Origin of the sequence: Ensifer sp. CCNWLY38 (genome assembly GCF_037120565.1) — a bacterium.
GTDB classification, from domain to species: Bacteria; Pseudomonadota; Alphaproteobacteria; order Rhizobiales; family Rhizobiaceae; genus Ensifer; species Ensifer adhaerens_H.
The window spans coordinates 55,056-77,112 of the sequence record NZ_JBBBBO010000007.1 but is presented as its reverse complement, the minus strand read 5'-3'; the positions used below and the strand labels follow the sequence as shown (position 1 = coordinate 77,112).

Annotated in this window: 24 protein-coding genes and 1 tRNA gene; 12 read left to right on the top strand and 13 right to left on the bottom strand. The window is 61.7% G+C overall.

Annotated features, from left to right (window positions below):
• The first annotated feature begins 55 nt into the window (after positions 1-55).
• Positions 56-2,371, top strand: coding sequence for a hypothetical protein (locus V7S54_RS16410; protein WP_336408647.1), 2,316 nt, complete (start codon positions 56-58; stop codon positions 2,369-2,371).
• 114 nt (positions 2,372-2,485) lie between these two features.
• Here V7S54_RS16410 and rpoH read toward each other — a convergent pair whose 3' ends face one another.
• Together rpoH and V7S54_RS16400 are read right to left on the bottom strand one after the other, a co-directional pair.
• Positions 2,486-3,391 carry an RNA polymerase sigma factor RpoH gene (gene rpoH, locus V7S54_RS16405; RefSeq protein ID WP_057254710.1) on the bottom strand — a complete coding sequence of 302 codons (906 nt, stop codon included), beginning with the start codon at positions 3,389-3,391 and terminating at the stop codon, positions 2,486-2,488.
• 212 nt (positions 3,392-3,603) lie between these two features.
• On the bottom strand, positions 3,604-4,632 hold the full coding sequence (locus tag V7S54_RS16400) for an RluA family pseudouridine synthase (RefSeq protein ID WP_065375351.1): 1,029 nt from the start codon (positions 4,630-4,632) through the stop codon (positions 3,604-3,606).
• Between the two features lie 28 nt (positions 4,633-4,660).
• Here V7S54_RS16400 and V7S54_RS16395 point away from each other — a divergent pair, with 28 nt between their 5' ends.
• A complete protein-coding gene (locus tag V7S54_RS16395) occupies positions 4,661-5,044 on the top strand; it encodes a hypothetical protein (protein WP_057254711.1) in 384 nt (127 codons plus the stop codon).
• Between the two features lie 4 nt (positions 5,045-5,048).
• Positions 5,049-5,885 carry a TrmH family RNA methyltransferase gene (locus V7S54_RS16390; RefSeq protein WP_336408648.1) on the top strand — a complete coding sequence of 279 codons (837 nt, stop codon included), beginning with the start codon at positions 5,049-5,051 and terminating at the stop codon, positions 5,883-5,885.
• 108 nt (positions 5,886-5,993) lie between these two features.
• Here the strand turns inward: V7S54_RS16390 and V7S54_RS16385 are convergent, their stop codons facing one another.
• Both V7S54_RS16385 and V7S54_RS16380 read right to left on the bottom strand, forming a co-directional pair.
• Complete coding sequence (locus V7S54_RS16385) at positions 5,994-7,163, bottom strand: hypothetical protein (protein ID WP_065375294.1); 1,170 nt, start codon at positions 7,161-7,163, stop codon at positions 5,994-5,996.
• Positions 7,164-7,424: 261 nt separating this feature from the next.
• Positions 7,425-8,015, bottom strand: coding sequence for a DUF1134 domain-containing protein (locus V7S54_RS16380; RefSeq protein ID WP_057254714.1), 591 nt, complete (start codon positions 8,013-8,015; stop codon positions 7,425-7,427).
• Between the two features lie 277 nt (positions 8,016-8,292).
• On the opposite strand from V7S54_RS16380, the gene chpT reads away from it, so the two are divergent.
• Both chpT and V7S54_RS16370 read left to right on the top strand, forming a co-directional pair.
• Positions 8,293-8,937, top strand: coding sequence for a histidine phosphotransferase ChpT (gene chpT, locus V7S54_RS16375; protein ID WP_057254715.1), 645 nt, complete (start codon positions 8,293-8,295; stop codon positions 8,935-8,937).
• Between the two features lie 258 nt (positions 8,938-9,195).
• Positions 9,196-9,558, top strand: coding sequence for a response regulator (locus V7S54_RS16370; RefSeq protein WP_057254716.1), 363 nt, complete (start codon positions 9,196-9,198; stop codon positions 9,556-9,558).
• Between the two features lie 279 nt (positions 9,559-9,837).
• Here V7S54_RS16370 and ctrA read toward each other — a convergent pair whose 3' ends face one another.
• On the bottom strand, positions 9,838-10,539 hold the full coding sequence (gene ctrA / locus V7S54_RS16365; protein WP_025424706.1) for a response regulator transcription factor CtrA: 702 nt from the start codon (positions 10,537-10,539) through the stop codon (positions 9,838-9,840).
• Between the two features lie 441 nt (positions 10,540-10,980).
• Between ctrA and V7S54_RS16360 the strand changes: the two genes are divergently transcribed.
• Complete coding sequence (locus tag V7S54_RS16360; RefSeq protein WP_057254717.1) at positions 10,981-11,331, top strand: flagellar export protein FliJ; 351 nt, start codon at positions 10,981-10,983, stop codon at positions 11,329-11,331.
• A 301-nt stretch (positions 11,332-11,632) separates the two neighbouring features.
• Here the strand turns inward: V7S54_RS16360 and V7S54_RS16355 are convergent, their stop codons facing one another.
• Positions 11,633-11,914 (bottom strand): GNAT family N-acetyltransferase, encoded by a 282-nt coding sequence (locus tag V7S54_RS16355; RefSeq protein ID WP_065375295.1) that lies wholly within the window; start codon positions 11,912-11,914, stop codon positions 11,633-11,635.
• Positions 11,915-12,118: 204 nt separating this feature from the next.
• Positions 12,119-12,394: a CtrA inhibitor SciP gene (gene sciP, locus V7S54_RS16350; RefSeq protein WP_003527546.1), complete on the bottom strand. Its 276-nt coding sequence runs from the start codon at positions 12,392-12,394 to the stop codon at positions 12,119-12,121.
• A gap of 481 nt (positions 12,395-12,875) precedes the next feature.
• Here sciP and V7S54_RS16345 point away from each other — a divergent pair, with 481 nt between their 5' ends.
• The 4 genes from V7S54_RS16345 to V7S54_RS16330 all read left to right on the top strand — a co-directional run bounded on the left by V7S54_RS16345 (position 12,876) and on the right by V7S54_RS16330 (position 16,589).
• Positions 12,876-13,625 (top strand): helix-turn-helix transcriptional regulator, encoded by a 750-nt coding sequence (locus V7S54_RS16345; RefSeq protein ID WP_057254719.1) that lies wholly within the window; start codon positions 12,876-12,878, stop codon positions 13,623-13,625.
• A 314-nt stretch (positions 13,626-13,939) separates the two neighbouring features.
• Positions 13,940-15,169: a tRNA 2-thiouridine(34) synthase MnmA gene (gene mnmA / locus V7S54_RS16340; RefSeq protein WP_336408649.1), complete on the top strand. Its 1,230-nt coding sequence runs from the start codon at positions 13,940-13,942 to the stop codon at positions 15,167-15,169.
• Positions 15,170-15,304: 135 nt separating this feature from the next.
• Positions 15,305-15,381: transfer RNA gene (locus tag V7S54_RS16335), tRNA-Met, on the top strand.
• A 284-nt stretch (positions 15,382-15,665) separates the two neighbouring features.
• Positions 15,666-16,589 carry a DUF4238 domain-containing protein gene (locus tag V7S54_RS16330; protein WP_065375297.1) on the top strand — a complete coding sequence of 308 codons (924 nt, stop codon included), beginning with the start codon at positions 15,666-15,668 and terminating at the stop codon, positions 16,587-16,589.
• 111 nt (positions 16,590-16,700) lie between these two features.
• Here the strand turns inward: V7S54_RS16330 and V7S54_RS16325 are convergent, their stop codons facing one another.
• Both V7S54_RS16325 and V7S54_RS16320 read right to left on the bottom strand, forming a co-directional pair.
• A complete protein-coding gene (locus V7S54_RS16325) occupies positions 16,701-17,066 on the bottom strand; it encodes a hypothetical protein (RefSeq protein ID WP_065375298.1) in 366 nt (121 codons plus the stop codon).
• 233 nt (positions 17,067-17,299) lie between these two features.
• On the bottom strand, positions 17,300-17,458 hold the full coding sequence (locus V7S54_RS16320) for a hypothetical protein (RefSeq protein WP_156414732.1): 159 nt from the start codon (positions 17,456-17,458) through the stop codon (positions 17,300-17,302).
• Between the two features lie 304 nt (positions 17,459-17,762).
• Between V7S54_RS16320 and V7S54_RS16315 the strand changes: the two genes are divergently transcribed.
• Both V7S54_RS16315 and V7S54_RS16310 read left to right on the top strand, forming a co-directional pair.
• Complete coding sequence (locus V7S54_RS16315; protein WP_327078063.1) at positions 17,763-17,903, top strand: hypothetical protein; 141 nt, start codon at positions 17,763-17,765, stop codon at positions 17,901-17,903.
• Positions 17,904-18,203 carry an acetyltransferase gene (locus tag V7S54_RS16310; protein ID WP_327078066.1) on the top strand — a complete coding sequence of 100 codons (300 nt, stop codon included), beginning with the start codon at positions 17,904-17,906 and terminating at the stop codon, positions 18,201-18,203.
• A gap of 20 nt (positions 18,204-18,223) precedes the next feature.
• Here V7S54_RS16310 and V7S54_RS16305 read toward each other — a convergent pair whose 3' ends face one another.
• The 4 genes from V7S54_RS16305 to V7S54_RS16290 are packed head-to-tail and all read right to left on the bottom strand — an operon-like array spanning position 18,224 to position 21,953.
• Positions 18,224-18,805 (bottom strand): HutD/Ves family protein, encoded by a 582-nt coding sequence (locus tag V7S54_RS16305; RefSeq protein WP_065375299.1) that lies wholly within the window; start codon positions 18,803-18,805, stop codon positions 18,224-18,226.
• Positions 18,802-20,283, bottom strand: coding sequence for an HAL/PAL/TAL family ammonia-lyase (locus V7S54_RS16300; RefSeq protein ID WP_065375300.1), 1,482 nt, complete (start codon positions 20,281-20,283; stop codon positions 18,802-18,804). The genes V7S54_RS16305 and V7S54_RS16300 overlap by 4 nt, the downstream gene beginning before the upstream one ends.
• Complete coding sequence (locus tag V7S54_RS16295) at positions 20,276-21,103, bottom strand: quaternary amine ABC transporter ATP-binding protein (protein ID WP_065375301.1); 828 nt, start codon at positions 21,101-21,103, stop codon at positions 20,276-20,278. Before V7S54_RS16295 ends, V7S54_RS16300 begins: the two co-directional genes overlap by 8 nt.
• Entirely contained in the window at positions 21,096-21,953 is an 858-nt protein-coding gene (locus V7S54_RS16290) for an ABC transporter permease (protein WP_057254726.1), read from the bottom strand. Before V7S54_RS16290 ends, V7S54_RS16295 begins: the two co-directional genes overlap by 8 nt.
• Positions 21,954-22,057: the final 104 nt, after the last annotated feature.

Sequence of the window (22,057 nt, the reverse complement as noted above, 5' to 3'; positions counted from 1 at the left end):
AAATGACATTGCGTCGTGATCGCAACGACATACCTGGGCGTATGAGAAAGTACTAATGGCGGATTTTGTTGCAGTTATTCGCAGGACCGTTGACGGCCTGTCGGAAAACACACCTGAAATGCGGGACAGGGTATACGAGAAGGCGCGCGCAGCCGTGCGCCGCCAACTCGAAAACATGAACCCGCGTCCGTCGGACGACATGATCAATCGCCAGTTGGCGAAACTCGAAAACGCCATCGTCGAGGTCGACAGCGAATATGCCGAAGCCTTGCCCGCGCTCGAAGAGACGGAGGTGGTGGAGGAGGCGACCGAAGCCGTAGCCGCCGAGCCGCCAGCCGACGACGTCGTTTCGGAGCCCGAAGCGCAGCCCGAGCCGGTTGATGAAAGCCAGCCGGTTGCGGTTGCCGAGGAAGCGGCTCCGGAAGCGGAAAGCACTGCGGCACGTGACCACGACACCGTGGTTTACGAGGAGCCGACGCAGCCCGCCGAACACTACGTCGAAGCCGCGGAGGTAGCGCCGGCAGAGCCGGTTGCGGAAGAGCCGGTTGCGGAACATGTCGAAGCGACCGAGGCTCCGGTAGAGGAGCCTGGCGTCCCCGACGTTGCAGAGCCGCAGCCAGATGCCCCGGTTTACGAGGCTGCGGAATATTCGGAGCCCGCTCCGGTCGAGACCTATGAAGAGACGGTTGTTCCTCCGTCGATCGACGAGGAACCCCGGTCTGTTGAAGAGCCGACGTGGGATGAGGCTCCGGCGGTGCCCGCCGAAGAAAAGTCGGCCGTCCCGGAGTGGGATCTGCCGGAATGGGAAACCGCCTCTCCAGTAGCAACGCACGCCGCTCCTACGGACCAGCAGGTGGGCGAAGAAGAGCCGGCCCATACGCCCGAGCTTCTTGGCATGCATCCGGTGGAAGAGTTGCAACAGGATGTGCCGGCGGAGACCCCGAGGGCCGAAGCAGAACTCCCCAAGGCTGACGCCGCGCGCAACTGGTCGTTCGACGACAACGACCCCTTTGCGCCTTTGGAGGAACGGCGAACCGAAAAGAGCGCTGAGCCGGAGATTGCCGATTGGTCCTGGCCGGTCGAGAAGACCGGACAGGCCGCCTCGACCGAGACAGCTCAGAGCCAGCAAGATCGTGCGGGCACGGCTTGGGACCACATCGACGACCTGCTCGGTTTCGAAGGTGCCACTGCTGCGGCGACGGCGGGTGCAGCAGCATCGACGGCTGCGCGTGAGCCCGAACGTGGCGCCGAGGCACCGGCGCCCGCGGCATCGCGGCCGGCATCTTACCGGGCCACCCCGAAGCCATCGCGCTTCAGCATCAAGCGCCTCGCCATCGCTGCAGTCACTTTGCTGGCGCTTGGCGGTGGCGGCTTCGCCTACTGGCAGAACCGGGAAGCCGGCAATGCCTGGCTTTCAGGCATCGTGGCATCGGTCACCTCGGCCGTTTCAAACATCGGTGGATCGCCGGCACAAGAGGGCGCTCCACCGGCGGAAACCCAGGGAGAATCGACGCAGCAGGAACCGGCGCAGCACGACGACACGGCGGTCCCGGACAACAGCTCGACCAAGTTCACCCAACGCCTTCTTGGTGACGGCTCCGAAGTCGACAATGGACCTGCCACCGCAAGCGGCGAGAGCGCTGCGCAGGAAGGCAAGTCCGTGGCACAGCAGACAGAGGCGAGCAAGCCCGTCGAAACGGCCACTGTCCAGGGTGGATCGGCCGGACAGGCAGCAGGCACGCCGCCTGCTGGCCAGCAGACCGGTGGTCAGCCGACGACGCCGGAGATTGCGATCGCCAATGGCGAGAAGATGTTCCTCTACGAAGAGCGTCTCGGCCAGTCTTCGCCGACGGCCATTCCGGGTACCGTTGCGTGGTCGGTAAAGGAAGAATCGCCTGGTGGCGACGCCAAGCCTGAACCGGCCATCCAGGCGCAGATCACCATTCCGGACCGGGGTCTGACCGCGTTGATGACGATCAAGCGCAACGCCGACGAGTCGTTGCCGGCCAGCCATGTCATCGAATTCGTCTTCTCGCTCCCGCCGAATTTCGAAGGCGGCGCGATCGACAGCGTTCAGCGCGTTTCGATGAAGCGTACGGAGCAGGACCGCGGCGATGCGCTGATTGCGGTTCCGGCCAAGATCACCGACGATTTCCATATGATCGCGCTCAACGATTCGAAGGACGCGATCGGCAACAACATCGAATTGCTGCGCAGCCGGAGCTGGATCGACATTCCGCTGACCTACAGGAACGGGCGCCGGGCACTGCTGACGCTGGAGAAGGGGCCGAGCGGAACCGACGCCTTCAACCAGGCGATGCGCGCTTGGACGGCCGCGCCGGCAACGGACGCGGCGACCAACAGCCAGTAAGCAAGCGCGGTCGGACAGGACAAAGAAAAACCCGGCAGGAGCGATCCGCCGGGTTTTTCATTTGGCTTTTATCGATGACGGGCAGCGGTTGGCGCCCAAAAACCGTGAAGGGCGTTATGCGCCCTCGACGACCCGCAATGCATTGGCGCGCTCGAGAGCGGCCTTGCGCACGGCGTCCTGGACCTTCTCGAAGGCACGAACCTCGATCTGCCGCACGCGCTCGCGGCTGATGTCGAACTCGGCCGAAAGATCCTCGAGCGTCAGCGGCTCTTCGGTCAGGCGACGCGCCTCGAAGATGCGGCGCTCGCGGTCGTTCAGCACCTTCATCGCATTGGCGAGCAGCGCCCTGCGGTTTTCAAGCTCGTCCTGTTCGATCAGGATTTCTTCCTGGTTGTCGTGATCGTCGACAAGCCAATCCTGCCATTGGCCGGAGTCGCCTTCGCTCGCCTTGATGGGCGCGTTGAGCGAAGCGTCACCGGAGAGGCGGCGGTTCATCGAAACCACTTCGTCCTCGCTCACCTTGAGCGTGGTGGCGATTTCCTTGACCTGTTCGGGCTTCAGATCGCCCTCGTCGAGCGCCTGAATCTTGCCCTTGAGGCGACGCAGGTTGAAGAACAGCCGCTTCTGGTTGGCGGTCGTGCCCATTTTCACCAGCGACCACGAGCGCAGGATATATTCCTGGATCGCCGCCTTGATCCACCACATCGCGTAGGTGGCAAGGCGGAAGCCGCGATCGGGCTCGAATTTCTTGACGGCCTGCATCAAGCCGACATTGCCTTCGGATACGACTTCGCCGATCGGCAGGCCGTAGCCGCGATAGCCCATCGCGATCTTGGCGACGAGACGAAGGTGGCTGGTGACCAGCTTGTGCGCTGCTTTGCGGTCGTCATGCTCCTGGTACCGCTTGGCGAGCATGTACTCTTCCTGCGGTTCCAGCATCGGAAACTTGCGGATTTCGTCGAGATAACGATTGAGACCGCCTTCTCCAGCGGCAATGGTCGGCAAATTGTTTCGGGCCATATGAAGCACCCCCCTTTGTCGTCTCCGGCCTCCGGTCGGCAAGCCGGGCATGTGGGTCTTCGTCAAGACCCCACGAGCCTAGAAAATAAGTGCGGCGAAAGCATGATTCAAGGAGTCCGGTTTCACCAATCTGTGACGCCGGGCGACAGAAATGTCACGAACAGAGACTGAGCCTTAGATTGGAATCCGGACACCGGAATTCAAGGGCACGATCATACTTCGCTGCGCAGGGCCTCGATCAGTTGCTCCATGTCAACGGGCATCGGTGCTTCGAAATGCATGGTCTCGCCGGTCGCCGGATGTTCGAACTGCAGCATGAAGGCGTGCAGGGCCTGGCGGTGAAACTGATTGACGACGGCCTTGGCCGCATCCGGCAACAAATTCGCCTTGGTGCGGAAGGCGGCGCCGTATTCCGGATCGCCGATCAGCGGATGGCCGATATGGGCCATGTGCACGCGGATCTGGTGCGTGCGCCCGGTTTCGAGGTGGCATTCCAACGTCGACGCCAGGGAGGTGCCATCGGGCTTTTCGAGATAGCGCTCGACGACCTCGTAGTGGGTGATGGCTTCGCGGGCATCGTCGCTGTCTTCGCGCTTCACCGCGCGTTTCGTCCGCTCGGCGGCACGCCCGAGTGGGGCGTCGATCGTACCCTTCAGCTGCCGCGGGCGGCCCCAGACGACGGCCCGATAGGCGCGTTCGAGCGGGCCGGTGCGGCCGTGGTCGGCAAACTGCTCCGAGAGATGGCGGTGCGCGGCGTCGTTCTTGGCGACGACCATGACGCCGCTCGTCTCCTTGTCGAGGCGATGGACGATGCCCGGGCGCTTGACGCCGCCGATGCCCGACAGGCTGCTGCCGCAATGATGGATGAGCGCATTGACCAACGTGCCGGTCCAGTTGCCGGCGCCGGGATGCACGACGAGGCCGGCGGGCTTGCAAAGCACGATCAGGTCGTCGTCTTCATAGAGCACGTCGAGCGGGATATCCTCGCCCTTCGGCTCCGGATCTTCCGGTTCGGGCAGATCGATCTCGAAGACATCGCCGGGATGGACCTTCTTCTTCGCTTCGGTCACGGGCTTGCCGTTGATCGACACCGCTCCCTGTGCGATCAGGCCCTTGATCCGGTTGCGGGAGAATTCACCCGAAAGTGCGTCCGTCAGGAAGGAATCCAGGCGTCCCGCGGCATCCTCGCCCGCCGTCAGGACTTTCCTATTGGCCGTCGCTTGTTTAAAGGGGTCGTTCATTCCGTTCAAATCCGAAAAAAGGCCAACCATGACCGCAATCGAGCCCGATGACCAGGAAGACAAGCCGCTAGATCCGGCCATGGAAAATGTCCGCCGCAAGATGGTGAAGCTTCAGCTCGTCTCGGCCGGCGTCATGTTGGTCATGCTTATGGCCGTCCTTGGGACGATTGTCTACAAGCTGACGCGCACGGACGCGAAGGCGCCTGTTCAGGCCGCCACGGCCGTCGTTCCGAGCGAGGCGCCCGTCAATGCGGTCGCAGCACTGCCCGCCGGCTTCACCGTCACGAACGTGGCGCTCTCCGGCTCCCAGGTGCTCTTCTACGGCAACCTGCCGGGATCGGAGCCGCGCGCCATCGTGTTCGATATCGGCGCCGGCCGCATCGTCGCCGACATCACCGTCAGGACCAACTGACGGCATGGCGAGCGCCCTCCCGCCCGTCCAGCGCATCGACGACGCCGCCGATCCCAGGATTGCCGGCTTCGTTTCGATCAAGGAGCGCGACCTGACCGGACGGCAGGGCCGCTTCATCGCCGAAGGAACCGTGGTGCTGCGCATGCTGGCGGCGGCACACGAAGTCGGGCGCGGCTTTGCTGCCGAGGCGATCCTGCTGCTCGAAAACCGTCTTGCCGGCGTTCAGGATATCCTCGAACGATTTCCGTCGACGGTGCCCGTCTATGTGGCGAACGCGCAGGTGTTCGATGCGATCGCCGGCTTCAACATGCACCGGGGCGTGCTCGCGCTCGGTCGCCGCGAAGGCGCGCCCGGTCGCGATGCCCTAATCGCTTCGCTGCCGGCGTCGAGCCTCGTGCTGGCGGCCTGCGGCATCTCCAATCACGACAACATGGGAGCGCTTTTCCGCAACGCGGCGGCCTTCGGGGTCGATGCCGTGGTGATGGATGAGACGAGCTGCGACCCGATGTATCGCAAGGCGATCCGCGTCTCCGTCGGCTCGGTGCTGACGGTGCCCTTTGCGCGCGAAGGTTCCGTGGCCGCCATGCTGGAGCGGCTGCAGCAGGCGGGCTTTGCGATCTGGGGGCTCTCTCCCGCCGGAGAAACCGATCTTGGCGCGATCCCCCCGGCGGCGCGCACGGTGCTTCTCATGGGGACCGAAGGGGAGGGGTTGCCGCAATCGGTGCTGACCTCGATCCGCACGGCGCGCATCCGCCAGCGCCCGGGCCTCGATAGCCTCAATGTTTCCACGGCTGCCGGCATTGCCCTGCACCAGGTGGCGCTGATCAACGGCCGCATCTGACACTCAAGGTTCCCAGGCTTTCCGGTGACAGCAGGAGATGGCTCGATCCCGTGACCTGGCGACCAGTACTGGGCCAAAGGCGTCAACCTTCTGCACGCCCAACGGGCTCTATTCGCGCGGCAGAATGTCCTTCGCCCGCTTCGCCAAACTCTCTCGCTTGGCCGTGCCTTGTTCTTGCTCTTCACCCGCCAACAGATTGGGGATGGGGGAAGAGGGGCCTTCGTTCGTCGCCGTCAAGGCGACCATGCCGGCGGCGATTGCCGCAACCTCGTCACGCAGGGCATCGTCATGATTGGCGGACTTCGAATTGGTCAGACGTTCGGAAAGCGCGGTGGCGCGGTTGCGCAGATCATCGGCGGCTGCAGAGCCAGCAATTTCGCTGGCCGGCTGATCGGGCGGGGATACGGAACCGTTGGCAGCCTGTTCGGTGGCCGGCCGGCGTTCCTTCCTCAGCGGGAAGGCGATGCCCGCGGCGCGCAGAGCCTTGGCTGCATCGCGCATTTCCTGATTGGTATCCTTCACCTTGGTCTTCAACCGTTCGATTTCTCCCGCGCGCCGCTCGAGTGCGCTTTCGCGGTCGGCGCTGGTTGCCATCTCGCGCGCCAGCTTGTCTTCCAGCCGGTGTAGCCGCGTTTCGTCGCGAGAAAGGCGAAGCTCCATTTCCTTGGCATGGGTCGTCTCGGCCTTGAGATCGCCACGCAGGGCTTCGCGCTCGTCGCGCAGCGTGGCGATCCGGCTCTTCAGATGCTCGACCTCGGTCTCGCGCGCCACCAGGGTGATCTTGAGATTGTCGATTTCGGCGGCATGCTGGGCGAGGTGGACGCCGAGCTTCTGTATCTCGTCGGATTTTCCGGCATTGTCGCGCTCGACGCTGTCGAGCGTTGCCTTCATCCGTTCCAGGCGCTGCTCGAATTGCCGGATGGCAGAGCGCATGTCCGCCGCTTCGACGTTCATGTCGGCAAGCTGCGCATGCAGGTCGGCATTCTCGCCGCCAAGGCGCCGTGCCTCGTGCAAACTCTTCTCGTTGGCAAGCATCAGCGACACGCCCTTGTCGCGCTCGCGCTTCAGGGCCTGCTGCGTCCGCGCGTTTTCAGCGGCGTAGGCCGCCCGGGCAGCGTCCTTCTGCGCGCGCACCTCCTGCGGGCTGAGCGGCATGGTGGCCTTCAGTCGATCTTCGGCAAAGCGCACGATGCGGCGGTGGATCGCCGGTGCGACCAGCAGACCGATGATGATCGCCGTCAGAAAGCCCAGGGCAAAGAGAAGCGCGAATTGGATCACGAGCTGGCCGTTTCAAAACTGTATCGGAACCGGAGCGCTTGCCGGACCTCGCGGTCCGGCAGGCGCTTCTTGATTCCGCATTCTTGCACTAAACATGACGTTTCGTGCGCTGCAAGTCTCCGGCGCCGGATTTTGCCTGCGCCGACCCGACTACAGCGCCGCGCGTCTCTTTAGACGCGCGAAGGTCGCTGTAGCATTTTAGATCTGCTGCATAATTTTGCCCTTATATCGATGCCGATTTAAGGAATTATGCAGCTGACCTCAGAAGGGGTTCCAGGTGGGGGTTTGGGTCATCTTGAGGTAGCCGACATTGACGCCGAGCCGCGCACCGATGCCGGTGCGGATCGGAACGACGACGATCTGTTCGTCGGTCAGCACCGTCATGCCGACGCCGGCAACGACATAGGCAGACCCCGAGACACCGCCGAAGCGCTTGTAGAGTGCCGGGACGCTTGGCAGATTGTAGACGAGCATCATGGCACGGCTGCCCTGGCCGCCCCAGTCGATGCCGAGTGACGGACCCTGCCAGAAGACGCTGTGCTGGCCGGCGTTCTTGGTGTTGAGTTCGCCTTCGCCGTAGGTGAGACCGGCGATGAATGCGCCGGAGCCTTCCTGGCCGAGAATGTAGCCGTTCGGCAGGCCATAGCGCTCGAAGGCGCGTTCGACGACTTTGGCCAAGCCGCCGGAGGTTTCACCGAAGAAACCGTGACCGGCATCGACGATTTCCTGCATCGTATATTGGCTGTTGTTCGCGGACTGGGCATGCGCCGTCGTTTGGGCAGCAGCGACCAGGAACAGCGTGGCCAGGACAACACGGCAGGCCTGTGTGGCTGCCTTCATGATCTGATGCATCGTTTCCTCCGTCAGGCGCGAAAATTGCTCGCTTGCGGGTTTGCAGTGGCCGCCAGTCAGATCACCGTACGGCCAGTGAGGGGTCTGGACCATTTCCATGCAATTTGAACCGATGGTCTTAACAATCGGTTTACCAAATGTGGTGTCATTATGATCCACTGATGAACGGCTGCGCCGGGCAGCCCATGACTTGCGTCTTTTCGCGTGAGGCTTTACCGGCGTCACGATGGCGCGTGCCCCCCAAGCGGTGGGCCGGCGGAACCAACAAGGATACACGATGGCAACGAATCCGAACCTGACACTGACGGGACCCGATCTGGCCGCGCTTCTGTGCAGCCGGGTTTGCCACGACATCATCTCGCCGGTCGGTGCCATCAACAACGGCCTGGAACTGCTGGATGAGGGCGGCGCCGACGCCGACGCGATGGACCTGATCCGGACGAGCGCGCTCAACGCCTCGGTCCGCCTGAAATTCGCCCGCCTCGCATTCGGAGCATCCGGCTCGGTCGGTGCCTCGATCGACACCGGCGAAGCGGAGAAGGCGGCCAAGGATTTCGCCGCTGCCGAAAAGAAGACCGAGGTCAACTGGCACGGCCCGCGCGCGATCATCGCCAAGAACCGGGTCAAGCTGCTCCTGAACCTCTTCCTCATTGCCTATGGGGCGATCCCGCGCGGCGGTTCGATCGACGTAACGCTGGAGAACCCGGAATTCGACGCCGTCTTCACCCTGGTCGCGAAGGGCCGCATGATGCGCGTACCGCCGCGGTTGACGGAATTGCTGTCCGGTACGCCGGAGGAAGCGGTCGACGCGCATTCGATCCAGCCGTACTATACGGTGCTGCTCGGCGAGGAAGCCGGCATGACGATCGAGGTTGCATCGACCGGTGAAGAGATCATCTTCACCACCCGCGTTGCAGCCTGAGGTTTCATTTCCGACTGAAACCATTCTGTTCAAAGTTCTGAAAACGTGCGGTTCCGCGCCCTGGCGTGGGGCCGCACGTGTGCGTCCTGTTTCTTACTGCTTGCGTCCATTTCTGGAAAACTTAATGTTTTCAGATGGTTGATGCGGCGAAGAAAGGCGCCGTTAAGCAAACTCCGTAACGAATTCTTTCCCAAATTTGTATAGAGTTGTTTCAAGCCTGCGAGTACGCGTATAGGTAAGTTGCGAAGGGAGTTGGACATGCGGCGCTTGATGATTGCCGACGGCTCGGATGTCGTCCGGAAAGTTGGGAAACGTATCCTGTCCGGCATGGGCTTCATGGTTTACGAGGCATCGAACAGCCTCGAGGCGCTTGTCCGCTGCGAAGCTGAACTCCCGAACATCCTGGTCATCGACGCCGGGCTGGAAGGCGCGCTCGAACTCATCGGCAACATCCGACGGCTCCCGAACGGCCCTTCGGTGCGGATCTATTATTGCGTCGTCGAGGCGGATCTGAAGAAGATGATGGCCGGCAAACGGGCCGGTGCCGACGACTTCCTGTTGAAGCCTTTCGACCGCAAGATCCTGACCAGCGTTTTCGCCAGCCAGTCGATGGCGGCCTGAGCCGTCACGCTCCATATTCCGGATGAGATGAAAGCCGTGGCCACTGCCGCGGCTCTTGCGTGTTTGCCGCCGGCCGGGATGGTTCTGGTGCGCGCGAAGAGGGCCGGCGCGTTTTTGAGGGGAGCGGCGTCAGGCATGCAGAAAGTTAAAGTGCTGCAGCGACCTTTGGGCGTCTGATAAGACGCGCTGCGCTGTAGAAACGACAAAACCCGCTCGTGGCGGGTTTTGTGAACATTCTGGGCCCGCATCATGCGGGGGTCATGCAGGCCCTTGCGGGTATCAGGCGGTTTCGGCGTACTCGGCGCCATCCGGCTCGCGCAGCACGTAGCCGCGGCCCCAGACGGTCTCGATGTAGTTGGCGCCGCCGGCAGCGTTTGCGAGCTTCTTGCGCAGCTTGCAGATGAAGACGTCGATGATCTTCAGTTCCGGCTCGTCCATGCCGCCATAAAGGTGGTTCAGGAACATTTCCTTGGTCAGTGTCGTGCCCTTGCGCAGCGAAAGCAGCTCGAGCATCTGGTATTCCTTGCCGGTCAGGTGGACGCGCTGTCCGCCGACTTCGACCGTCTTGGCATCCAGGTTGACGATCAGCTCGCCGGTGGAGATGACCGACTGGGCATGCCCCTTGGAACGACGGACGATGGCGTGAATACGGGCGACCAGCTCATCCTTGTGGAAGGGCTTGGTCATGTAGTCGTCGGCGCCGAAGCCCAGGCCGCGGACCTTGTCTTCGATGCCGGCCATGCCTGAGAGAATCAGGATCGGGGTCTTCACCTTGGAAAGACGCAGCGTTCTCAAGACTTCATAGCCGGACATATCCGGCAGGTTGAGGTCGAGAAGGATGATGTCATAGTCATAAAGTTTCCCGAGATCGACGCCTTCTTCACCGAGGTCGGTGGTGTAGACATTGAAACTCTCGGACTTGAGCATCAGCTCAATGCTCTGAGCCGTTGCACTATCGTCTTCGATTAATAGAACCCGCATATTCTTCCCCTTTTCCGCCGCCCAAGGTCGTCGTGGCACCCTTACGCGATACGGATCCAGTCGTTGCCTGATTTGGAGGCTGCCACCAAATGGTTAACAAATTCTGATTCCCTCTGGCAAGGTGTATCGAGTTTGTTAAATATTTTTAGCAGTCTCCTGATTTCAAACGTGAATCCAGAACGGCTAATCTCATGTGAAACATGAGGAAATGCCATTATCTGACTCTTCCGACTCGTTAATGCCAGGGCGGTCACATTTCGTGCCTCAGCATTTACGGAGCCTTAAATCATCACGCCTATGATTAACGATGCCCGTAAACGAAAGGTTACCAGCGGTAGGCTTTTGTTAATATCGCTGAAGATTTTTCGTTTCCGGCCCCGTTCGGGCCGGCTCGCGGGCAAATCAGTAACCGGGGTCTCGTTATCCACGGGAGTATTGCGTATGAAAGCACGTGAGAGCCTTGTCCGCCTGAAGGAGTTTCAGGTCCGCGAGAAGCAGCGTCAACTGAACCAGCTTCAGATGATGATGGCTGAGTTCGAACGGATGACCAAGGATCTGGAAAATCAGATTATTTTCGAGGAAAAGAAGTCGGGCATCTCCGATCCCCAGCACTTCGCCTATCCCACCTTCGCCAAGGCTGCACGTCAGAGAGCCGACAATCTTCAGGTTTCCATTCGCGAACTGAAGGCGCAGCAGGATGCTGCCGAGCTCGCGCTCGAAGAAGTGCAGGCTGAATACGCGAAGGCGGCGGCCCTCGAAGAGCGGGACACATCGACCCGCCTGCGGGCATAAGTTGCGGCTCTTGCGCCCCGATCGGGCGCAGCCGAGCCGCAAGCCTTTGATCTAACGGACGATTTGATCTCCAGGTCGGTTCCGGTTTGGGGAATTTGTGCGCTGGTCAGGCAGGTAGCCCGTTTCGGGGCAGATATTTCCAGCCTTGTCGGGGCATGCGTCTGGCATGACCCGATCCGGCACGATCGTGACAAGACGAAGAGACCCGCCCGATGCCTTGGCGTTCGGGCGGGTCTTCTTATTTTGAGATCAGCGCGAGTTTGTTGAGATCAGGAGAGGCTTGCCGCCCCGCAGCCGTGTCTCATGCCTGAATGACATCCTGCCATTCGGGGTGCCGCAACGTCTGCGCCTTCATGAAAGGGCAGAGCGGAATGATCTTCCAGCCGCCTTTGCGGGCTTCCTCGATTGCGTGTTTGGCGAGCGCCTGGCCGACGCCCTTGCCGCGCAGCGCGTCCGGAACAAGGGTGTGATCGACGATGATCAATTGCGGCGACGTGCGCGAATAGGTCATTTCCCCGGTATGCCCCTCGACAACGGTCGAGTAGCGGCCGTGCGATCCAGTTTCCTCGTGTACGATTTCCATGACAGCCTTCCTTGGCGAACCGGTTTTCCTTGTCCGAAAGCTAGCGCAGAAATCCGGATATCGAAATCCATCAAACCGCTATCGCCGGTACACAGACTGTTCCCGAAACAACACCAATCCGTCTTTCGCCGCGGGCCGAAACGACGGCGGCGGCTCCGGGGAACCCGAAGCCGCCGCTCGACCTATGGCCCTGTAATGGGCGAACTAGTGGCGATACTGCTGGATGCGAGTGGTGCGCAGGCCGGCAAGACCGTGATCGTTGATCGAGGACTGCCAGGACAGGAATTCTTCGACCGTGAGGGTATAGCGTTCGCACGCCTCCTCAAGGCTCAAAAGGCCACCGCGCACGGCGGCAACAACCTCTGCCTTGCGGCGTATCACCCAGCGCCGGGTATTCGCCGGCGGCAGATCCGCAATCGTCAGAGGGCTGCCATCGGGGCCGATGACATATTTTACACGTGGTCGCATCATTTCGGTCATGGGACTCTCTACACAAACTCAAGACCATATGACCGTGACCTTAGCCTGCCACATTTAACATTTGCCTAAGCAGGAAGTAACAATTTACTCATAATTTGAGACACTTCGGCGGGGCGCCATTTCGACCGCCCGCCCCACTCAATTCATGGGGCTGCGCGCCCTATGCTTGTGAATTGCTTTGAGAAGAGCCTGGATTATCCCGGAATTGTCATGGGAGCCATGCAATTACCACATTTCACTTTAACTAAAATTCTTGGTAACGAGGCGCCGAAGTAAGGATGAGCGTCGTATGCGCGCTCCCGCAATCATTCTTGGTGCATCGTCATAGTTTTCACAACCGGACGCGTTTCTTGCGCGGACAGGCCGGTAGCGGCGGCTGTATTTTGTTTGCCGGGGTGAAGTTCATGCCTCAGGTGATCTGAGGCGTTTTTTGTATTCTCTCGACCGGGCGCGGTGGCGCCTGGGGATGTGGTGATCGCAGATGAAGGAATCGAATGAACCGGCCTTGCTGCGCGAGGCTGAAGCGGCGGATATTTTTTCGGACGTCGATACGGCTGCCGTCCGCACCGAATACGAACTTCTGCATCTCATGCGGCGGCTGATCGCCCGCTATGGTTTTGGCCATTTCATGATCGCGCGCATGCCGCTCGCCGAACAGCAGCGCTTCTCCGAGCGGCTGGTGCTCAGCAACTGGCCGTCTGAGCTCGTCCGCCAATACGACGCCTGCGAATCCTTCCAGTCGAGCACGTTGGTCGAGCGGCTGCGGTTTACGAAGCTGCCGGTAACCGGCGGACCCGAGCTCCTCGATATCGCCGCAAAGCCGGTGGACGAGGCCATGGTGCACCGGCTGCTCGCTCACCCCGAGATGGCGCGCCATTTCGCCGTGCTCCTTCACACGAGCAATGGTGATCCCTTCATCGCCATGCTGTCCGGCCGCCGCGAGGCGCCGGTCGGCGTCGAATGCGCGACACTCTATCTGACGCTGGTCCAGCTTTTCGAATGCCTCGAGCGTACCTTCGACACTGGCAATTCAGCACGCGAGAAGCTGTCGAGCCGCGAGGTGGAATGCCTGCGCTGGGCGGCTGCGGGCAAAAGTAGCGACGAGATCGCCATCATCTTGGGCATCTCGACCTACACCGTCAGCAGCTACTTCAAGAGCGCGACCCGCAAGCTCGACGCCGTCAACCGCATGCAGGCGATCGCCCGCGCCATGCGGCTGAAGCTGATCTGACGCTGGCAAGACGCGTCCCAACGGACGCGCGGCGCTGTCGGGTATGGCGGCTGGCCTTGCCGCCGGACGGACAAGTTTCTATATGTCGCGGAAATGAAGTGCTGCGGCGACCTTTTGCGCGTCTCATTGGACGCGCGGCGCCTACCGCATGTTTCCTTTAATCGTAGCCGAATAAAGGAAACATGCAGCACCTCAAAGTGCTACAGCGACCTTTGCGCGTCTGATAAGACGCGCGGCGCTGTAGAAGCCGAGCATGCCGTGAGCCGAGAGTTCCTCGGCCAAGCATCGCATGAAGCGTGAAACAGGGCTGGCATATGGATTGCCGCCCGAAGGCCGGATTGGATCCCGTGAACAGTCTCGATTTTGACCGCAAGCCCGAAGATACGCGTGTCGTCGTCGCCATGTCCGGCGGCGTCGATAGTTCCGTCGTCGCAGGCCTGCTCAAACGCGAGGGCTACGACGTTCTCGGTATCACCTTGCAGCTTTACGATCACGGCGCTGCCGTGCACCGCGCCGGCTCCTGCTGCGCCGGTCAGGACATCGACGATGCGCGCCGCGTCTGCGAAACGCTCGGCGTTCCCCATTATGTGCTCGATTACGAAGCGCGCTTCCGCGAAACGGTGATCAACCCCTTCGCCGAAAGCTATATCGCCGGCGAGACGCCGATCCCCTGCGTCGCCTGCAACCAGACGGTCAAGTTCGCCGATCTGCTTGCGACCGCCAAGGAGCTCGGTGCCGATGCGCTGGCGACCGGCCACTACATCCGCTCGCGGCCTAGCCCGAACCCGCGCTATTCCGGCCAGCGGGCGCTCTACCGGCCGACGGATGCCGATCGCGACCAGAGCTATTTCCTCTTTGCGACGACGCAGGAACAGATCGACTACCTGCGTTTCCCGCTCGGACATCTTTCGAAGGCCGAAACGCGCAAGCTCGCCGAAGAGATGGGTTTGGTCGTCGCCCAGAAGGCCGACAGTCAGGACATCTGTTTCGTGCCGCAGGGCAAGTACAGCGACATCGTCTCCAAGCTGAAGCCGAATGCAGCGCTTTCCGGCGAGATCGTCCATCTCGACGGCCGCGTGCTCGGCACGCATGAAGGCATCCTGCACTACACGATCGGCCAGCGCCGCGGCATCGGCATTGCGACCGGCGAGCCGCTCTATGTCGTTTATCTCGACGCCCGCTCGCGCCGCGTCATCGTCGGCCCCAAGGAAGCACTGGAGACGCGCCGCGTCTATCTGCGCGACGTCAACTGGCTGGGCGACGAGGAGCTCGAAGCGGCAGCTTCCCGCGGCTTCGACTGTTTCGCCAAGGTGCGCTCCACCCGCCAGCCGGCGCCTGCCGTGCTCGCGATGGACGAGGAGGGCATCTATGTGGAGCTTGCCGAGGGCGAAGCCGGCATCGCGCCCGGCCAGGCCTGCGCGCTCTATTCCGGCGTCGGCGAGGATGCGCGCGTCTATGGCGGCGGATTCATTCGCAAATCGGAACGCGAAGCGAGCGCGGAAGCGGCCCTGAAGGCGCTACTTTCGGCGCCGGCGGCCGCCTGAAGCCCTTGATTTCCGGGCTGTTGTGAAAACTTCACATTTTCCCGGAGACTTGGCTTGACACTGGCCGGAAGCGGGCCGTATAAGCCGCCCGTCCAGTCAAGACGGCTTCCCCTTCGAAGCCCTGACGCGGTACCCGGCGGAGTAGCTCAGTAGGTTAGAGCAGAGGAATCATAATCCTTGTGTCGGGGGTTCGAATCCCTCCTCCGCTACCATTTCTCCAATGTTTGATCCGTATACCTGGACAGCCTTTGGCCTGGGAATCGCGCCGGCTGTAGGACCTTTCCGGCTAGATTGGCGCGGCCGCGGTGTAGCGCGCCGCGCGTTTCTGATTTTTTGACACCGGCTTTTAGAATTTTCCGTACTAGGATCGGCTCTGTGAGCACCTACATTGCGTTGTTGAAGGTGCCTAGAACCCGCTCTTCTCCCGAGCCCAATGACTTGGCTTTCATACAAAACGAGTGTCACCATTGAGTGCTAACTGAGTCGGAGCACAAATGTGGCTAGCGGTCGCGAGAAGAAGAAACAGCACTTTGTCCCGAATGTTTATTTGAGCGCATGGCTGGATACCGACGCGCCCCCCGAACAAACTTACATCTGGCTTTTTGACAAAGGCGGCGGGGCGGGCAGGCGAAAAGGTCCTGAGAAAACATTTAGAGAAACGGATATGTACACGATCCCTATGCCAGACGGGGGTCGTGATCTGACCATTGAAAACGGCCTTCAACAACTTGAGCAGGGTGTTGGAGTGTTGCGCAGGGAGTTCCTTGAAGTCGGTAGACCACTTCCTCCCCCGCGACACGTGAAGCTCATGGCTTTTCTCGCGGCCATGGAGGCCCGTACCCCAGCCTTTAGGGAACATCACCGGCAGCACTACAATGAGCTTATCCATATCGGGGAGCAAATGATGGCGCAGGTCGCCGACAAAACGGTGGAGGAACGTAAGCGCCTCGCCGCGATGTCGATACCTGGGGACGGACCAACCATGACGATGGATCAGGTTCGAGAGTTAGCTGAGCGCCCCATCCAACACCTCATGCCGCGCTTCCTCAGAATTCAGGTCCCCGTTCTAGCCCAAATGCAAACTACCGTGCTTCGGTCGCGCGGAAGACATTTTATTACGTCCGACGCGCCGGTGTCCCGCTTCGACCCTGAAGCACACCTACGACCCTTTATGTACCAGTCTCCCGGATTGGCGTGGCCTACGGTTGAAATCGTTCTTCCAATGAGCCCGCGGGTGGCACTCTTAGTGCATCATACGAAGCCAATTACCAAGGGTATCAAACCCGTGCGCTATGTTGACGTCGACGATGCAGTGGTCGACGAATTGAATCGCCGGACGCACGCTTTTGCCAACGAGAAGATCGTAAACTGCAAGGATGAGTTCTTGGGTGTCTGGGCAGCTGAACAGCCGGCCATCTAACTACCCACGCCTCCTTGCTCCGGGGGCAACGCGAAAAACGAGCGGTTTCCGCATGGGGCAGAGATATCGCAAAATATGCAAGCGACCGCCCCCTAGCAGGGGCCTCCACCCTCAATGAAGTGTCGCCTTCAGCGGCAATGTCAGCGCCGGCCCGCTTCTGACCCCGAACTGCCTTCTGAATTGCCTCGACGCGCTGCCGTCAAAGAGCGACTGCGGCAGCGGTGCACCGATAGCCCATTTGTACTTCGCGTCCGAATCGTTGCTCAGCTTCTGGTGCATGATCGCGCTCAAGGGCAGGACATATTCCGGCTTGCGCAGGCCCTTCTCGGAGTTGCCCAGCCATGTCAGGACGACGAGGATTTCGCCGCCGAGCTCGAGTGCGTCCAATGCCAGCTGCTTCCCGCCGACGGATGCGCGGACCGCCTGTTCGTGCAGCTTGAACGCACTGAGTTTCAGTTCGCTTTGCGGATCTGCCATATTTGCCTCGGCCCCTTTGGGAACATTGATAGACGTCTGTTTCGAGCGTTCGATTCGCTCGATCGGCGTTGCCTATCATAATCTCTCCGGCCGTTCATGGGGCGGCTGATCGATGCAAAAAGGCGCCGCCATCATCGATGGTAGCGCCTACAGATCGTTTCGCTCGAAGGAGGTGCCGACGGAGGAAAGCCAGTTCGACACGCTGCCTGACTTTCGCGGCCGGAACGAGGGCCTTAGTAGTGGATCGACGAAGTGATCGTCGAGTAGTCAGGCAGGTTGATATCGGCGATTTCAGCCGCCCGATATTGAGACAGGGCGAAGTGCATGATGGCGATCACGGTGATCGAGAAGACCAGTACGGTGACGTTGACGCCGAAAGCGGTTTTGATCATGTCCCCTGTCCTCCAAGCCTGCGTTTGTTGACGTGTGTCGGTAGAAACCGTGACATAGAGACTATCGTGTGGCGTCAGCTGCGCTGTTCCCCGGGGAACATGAGATATGGTTACTGGAAACTTAATCGTCGTTGCCTGAAAAGCGCACCTGGCCGAACGGCTTGCGATCGGGGCGCCCTCAACTAAAGAGCCGAATCGGATTCGTAACCGGACATCTTCACCATCTGGCGTCCTGTGCGCTGCTTTGGCGCGAGCCTGAGCGCTGCAATCCCATTGGCGCCTCGTATTTCAAAGTGATCGTGGCATGACCATTTCCATTCGCCCCTCCCGTCCTGACGATTTTCCGCGCACCTTCGCGATCTGGCGTACCGCCGTGGTCGCCACGCACGACTTCCTGACGCCGGAAGACTTCGCTGCCATTGAGGCTCTGGTGCGCGACCAGTAGCTGCCCGCCGCCGAGTTCTGGACTGCCGCTGATGAAAACGATCAGGCGCTCGCCTTCATGGGCATGAATGGGGCGCAGATCGACTCGCTGTTCGTCCACGCCGATGCGCGCGGCAGTGGCGTCGGCCGGATGCTCGTCGAGCATGCGATGACGCTGCATCCGGTGTTGACGGTCGACGTCAACGAGCAGAACGCATCCGGGGCAGGCTTCTATCAGCGCCTGGGTTTCGAGACGGTCGGTCGTTCGCCGGTCGATGACGCCGGGCGTCCATATCCGTTGCTGCATCTACGTCGGGGTTGAGCGGCGCGAGCGGGCGCCGATCAGGTGGCCGGCTTGTCGATGGTGATCACGAACACAACGGCAAAGGTCGTCGGCTCGATCGTGAGGGCGGCCGAGCCTTTGAGGATCGCCGTGTCGCCTGCTGCGAGGTCGGCTTGTCCCTCTGCCGCTGCCAAGCGCACGGAACCGCCATGGCAAAGGACGATGGTCGTGTCGGCTGTGCCGTCCACTGTCTGCGGATGGCCGATCGCCAGGCGCTGGACCGAATGCGTAAGCTTGCCGCGCCGGGTCATGACGTTGAGGTCGACGATCGGACCGTCCACGAGCGTTGCCGATGTTGCGACATCGGCCGGGAAAGGCAGTGGTGCCGTCTCGCCGGTCATCAAAGCGGGTTCGCGCCTCTCGATCATGAGCCGCATGCCTTTGCCCTGAAGGATCGAAAGCGTGCGGTCGATACCGGGGAAGCTGGAGAAGGGGCCGTCGCTGGCCACGGTCGCCATGCTCACGCGCCAGTCGAAATCGGCGAGCGAGGCGTTGTCCGGGAAGACGGCGATCTCCACCGTCTCGCCGCCGCCGTTCTTCCACTGCATGCGCTTGTAGTTCTCCGCGCGCAGGATCTTCATGGCGTGCTCTCTTCCATGAGTGTGCGCATGCGCGCGAAATCGCCATTCAGTGGCCGGTCGTCGGCATAGGTCGGGATTATCGACCGGATGCGCCGGTAGAGCCCGTCGGTGCGGGCGGCGCGGCCGCGCGGCTGCAGGTCATAGGCCTGGGATGCGGCCAGCAGTTCGATCGCGAGGATCGTCTCGAGGTTGTCGGCAATCGACAGCGCCTTCCAGGCGGCCGGTGTCGCATGGGTGAGGATGTCTTCCTGGAGAGCCGAGGTGATGCCGCCATCGAGGCTGGCGGGGGCGGCGAGGCGTCGGTTTTCCGCGGCAAGAGCGGCAGCCGTATACTGCGCGATCATGAAGCCGGAGGAGACGCCGCTGTCGCCGGCGAGGAACGCCGGCAGACGGCTCACGAGCGGATTGACGAGCCGGTCGATGCGGCGCTCGGAAATGGCGGCGACTTCGGCGACCGCGACCGCCAGGCTGTCCATGGCAAGGCCAAGGGCGGCGCCGACCGCATGGGCCTGCGAATGCACTTCCGGCGCCTCAGGGGTACCGGAAACGGCCGGGTTGTCAGTGAGACTTGCAAGCTCCCGGTCGACGACTTCGGCGACCTGGGCCAGCGCGTCGCGGGCAGCGCCATGCACATGCGGCACGGCGCGAAGGCTCAAGGGGTCCTGCGTGCGGGTGCCTGCGGTTTCCGCAAGCATCGGGCTATCGGCAAGATAGGCGCGCAGCGACGCACCAACCTCTTCGAGACCCTTGGAGCGGCGAAGCGCTAGGGGGACGGCGGCAAAGGCGTTGGCCTGGCTGCCGAGGTTTTCGTAGGTCATGGCGGCGGCCGCATCCGCCCAGTCGAACAGGCGGGCGGCACGGGAAAGAGCGAGCGCCGCTAGGCCGGTGGCGCAGGGCGTGCCGTTGACGAGGCTAAGGCCCTCCTTGGCTTCCAATCGCAATGGTTTGAGGCCGATGCGGGCGAGGGCTTCCGCGCCGCCGATCTTGCCCTTGCCGTCGTCGACGGTTCCGTGGCCAATCAGCACGAGGCCGATTGCGGCTGCATGGGTCAGGTAGCCGACCGATCCGCGCGACGGGATGTCGGGGATGAGATTGGCGTTGAGCAGACCGAGCAATGCCTCGACCGTTTCGATACGCACGCCGGAATAGCCATGGGCGAAATTGGCGATCTGGGCGGCCATCACGGCGCGAGCCTCAGGCCGTGCGAGCGGCTCGCCAACGCCGCAAGCATGACTGAGGATGATGTTGCGCGACAGCGCCTGCTGGTTCTCTCGGTCGATGATGACATCGCAGAGCGCGCCGACGCCGGTGTTGATGCCGTAGCCGCGGATACCGCGCTCGACCAGCGCATCGACAATGCGGCGCGCATTGACGATGCGTCGCCGCGTGGCATCGGAAAGTGCGAGCGGTGCGCCATTGGCGACCGCCGCGATTTCCTGCCAGGTCAAAGGCCCGTCGAGGATTATGCTCTCAGTCATGGGCTTCCGGTCGTCCCTGTCGGCGTTGCACGAACCGGGCAACGTAGTCGTTGGCCGGCCGCTCGAGAATATCGTCCGGCGTGCCGACCTGCACCACCTGTCCGTCCTTGAGGATGGCGATTTCCGAACCGATGCGCAGCGCTTCGTCGAGATCGTGGGTGATGAAGACGATTGTCTTCGACAGGTTCTGCTGCAGTTGCAGTAGCTGGTCCTGCATGTCGGCGCGGATCAGCGGGTCGAGGGCCGAGAAGGCCTCGTCCATCAGGATCACGTCGGTATCGGCCGCAAGCGCCCTAGCCAAGCCGACGCGCTGCTTCATGCCGCCAGAGAGCTGGTGCGGGAACTTGGCATCGTAGCCGGCAAGACCGACCGTCTCGATCCATTTCATACCGATATCGCGGGCCTCGGCCTTGGGCAGGCCGCGCACGCGCTGACCGTAGACGACGTTCTGCAACACCGTGCGGTGCGGCATCAGGGCAAAGCTCTGGAACACCATGCTGACGCGGTGCATGCGGAAGGTGCGCAGCGCCTTGGCATCCAGCGTCAGGATATTGCTGCCGTCGAACATCACCTCGCCGCTGGTCGGTTCGATCAGCCGGTTGATGTGGCGCACCAGCGTCGACTTGCCGGAGCCCGAGAGCCCCATGATCACGAAGATCTTGCCGGCGCCGATCGTCAGGCTGACATTGTTGAGGCCGACGCTGCAGCCGGAGCGGGCGAGGATTTCGGACTTGTTGAGCCCTTCCTTGGCCATGGCGAGCGCGGCCTTGGAGTCCTGTCCGAAGATCTTGTAGACGTTGCGGATCTCGATATCAGCCATTGCGGGGATCCTCCGTCTGGCTCTTGCCGAAGCCTTGTGTGATGCGGTCGAGTACGATCGCGAGAATGACGATGCCGATGCCGGCCTCCAGGCCCTTGCCGACGTCGAGCGTCTGGATGCCGTTCAGCACCTGCTCGCCGAGGCCGCGGGCGCCGATCATCGAGGCGACGACCACCATCGACAGCGCCATCATGATCGTCTGGTTGAGGCCGGCCATGATCGTCGGCGTGGCGAGCGGCAGCTCGACGCCGAAGAGGATCTGGTTGGGGCTGCCGCCAAACGCGGTTGCCGCTTCCACCACCTCATGGTCGACCTGGCGGATGCCGAGATCGGTAAGGCGAATGAGTGGCGGCACGGCGTAGATGATGGTGGCGAGGATCGCCGGAACTTTGCCGAGGCCGAAGAGCATCAGCGCCGGGATCAGGTAGACGAAGCTCGGCATAGTCTGCATGACGTCGAGCACCGGCAGGGTGATGTTGCGCATCACGCGGCTCTTGGCAACCAGGATGCCCATCGGCACGCCGATGACGACCGAGACGATTGTCGCCATCAGCATTAGCGCCAATGTCTGCATCGTCAGGTCCCAGAGGCCGAGCACGCCGACAAAGAAGAGCAGGATACCGACGGCCACCGTCAGGGTCCAGCGCTTGGAGCTCTGCCAGGCGAGCGCCATGAAAATCAGGATGACGACCCACCAGGGCAGGCCGCGCAGAATCCATTCAATGAACAGAACGGCTTTTAGAATGACGGCGCTGATCGCCTTGAAGACCCAGCCATAGCCGCTGACCAGCGCCTGGATGAAATCGTTCACCGGCCCGCGAATGGAGAGATTGAGAGAATCCGGAAACATCGGACGCGTTCCTTGCTCGGGCTGCCAGCGGACACGGTGAGCCGCCGACGGCGCTTGCCTCGGGTATTGTGGCCAACCGCCAGCTCAGGCTCACGCGCGCATTG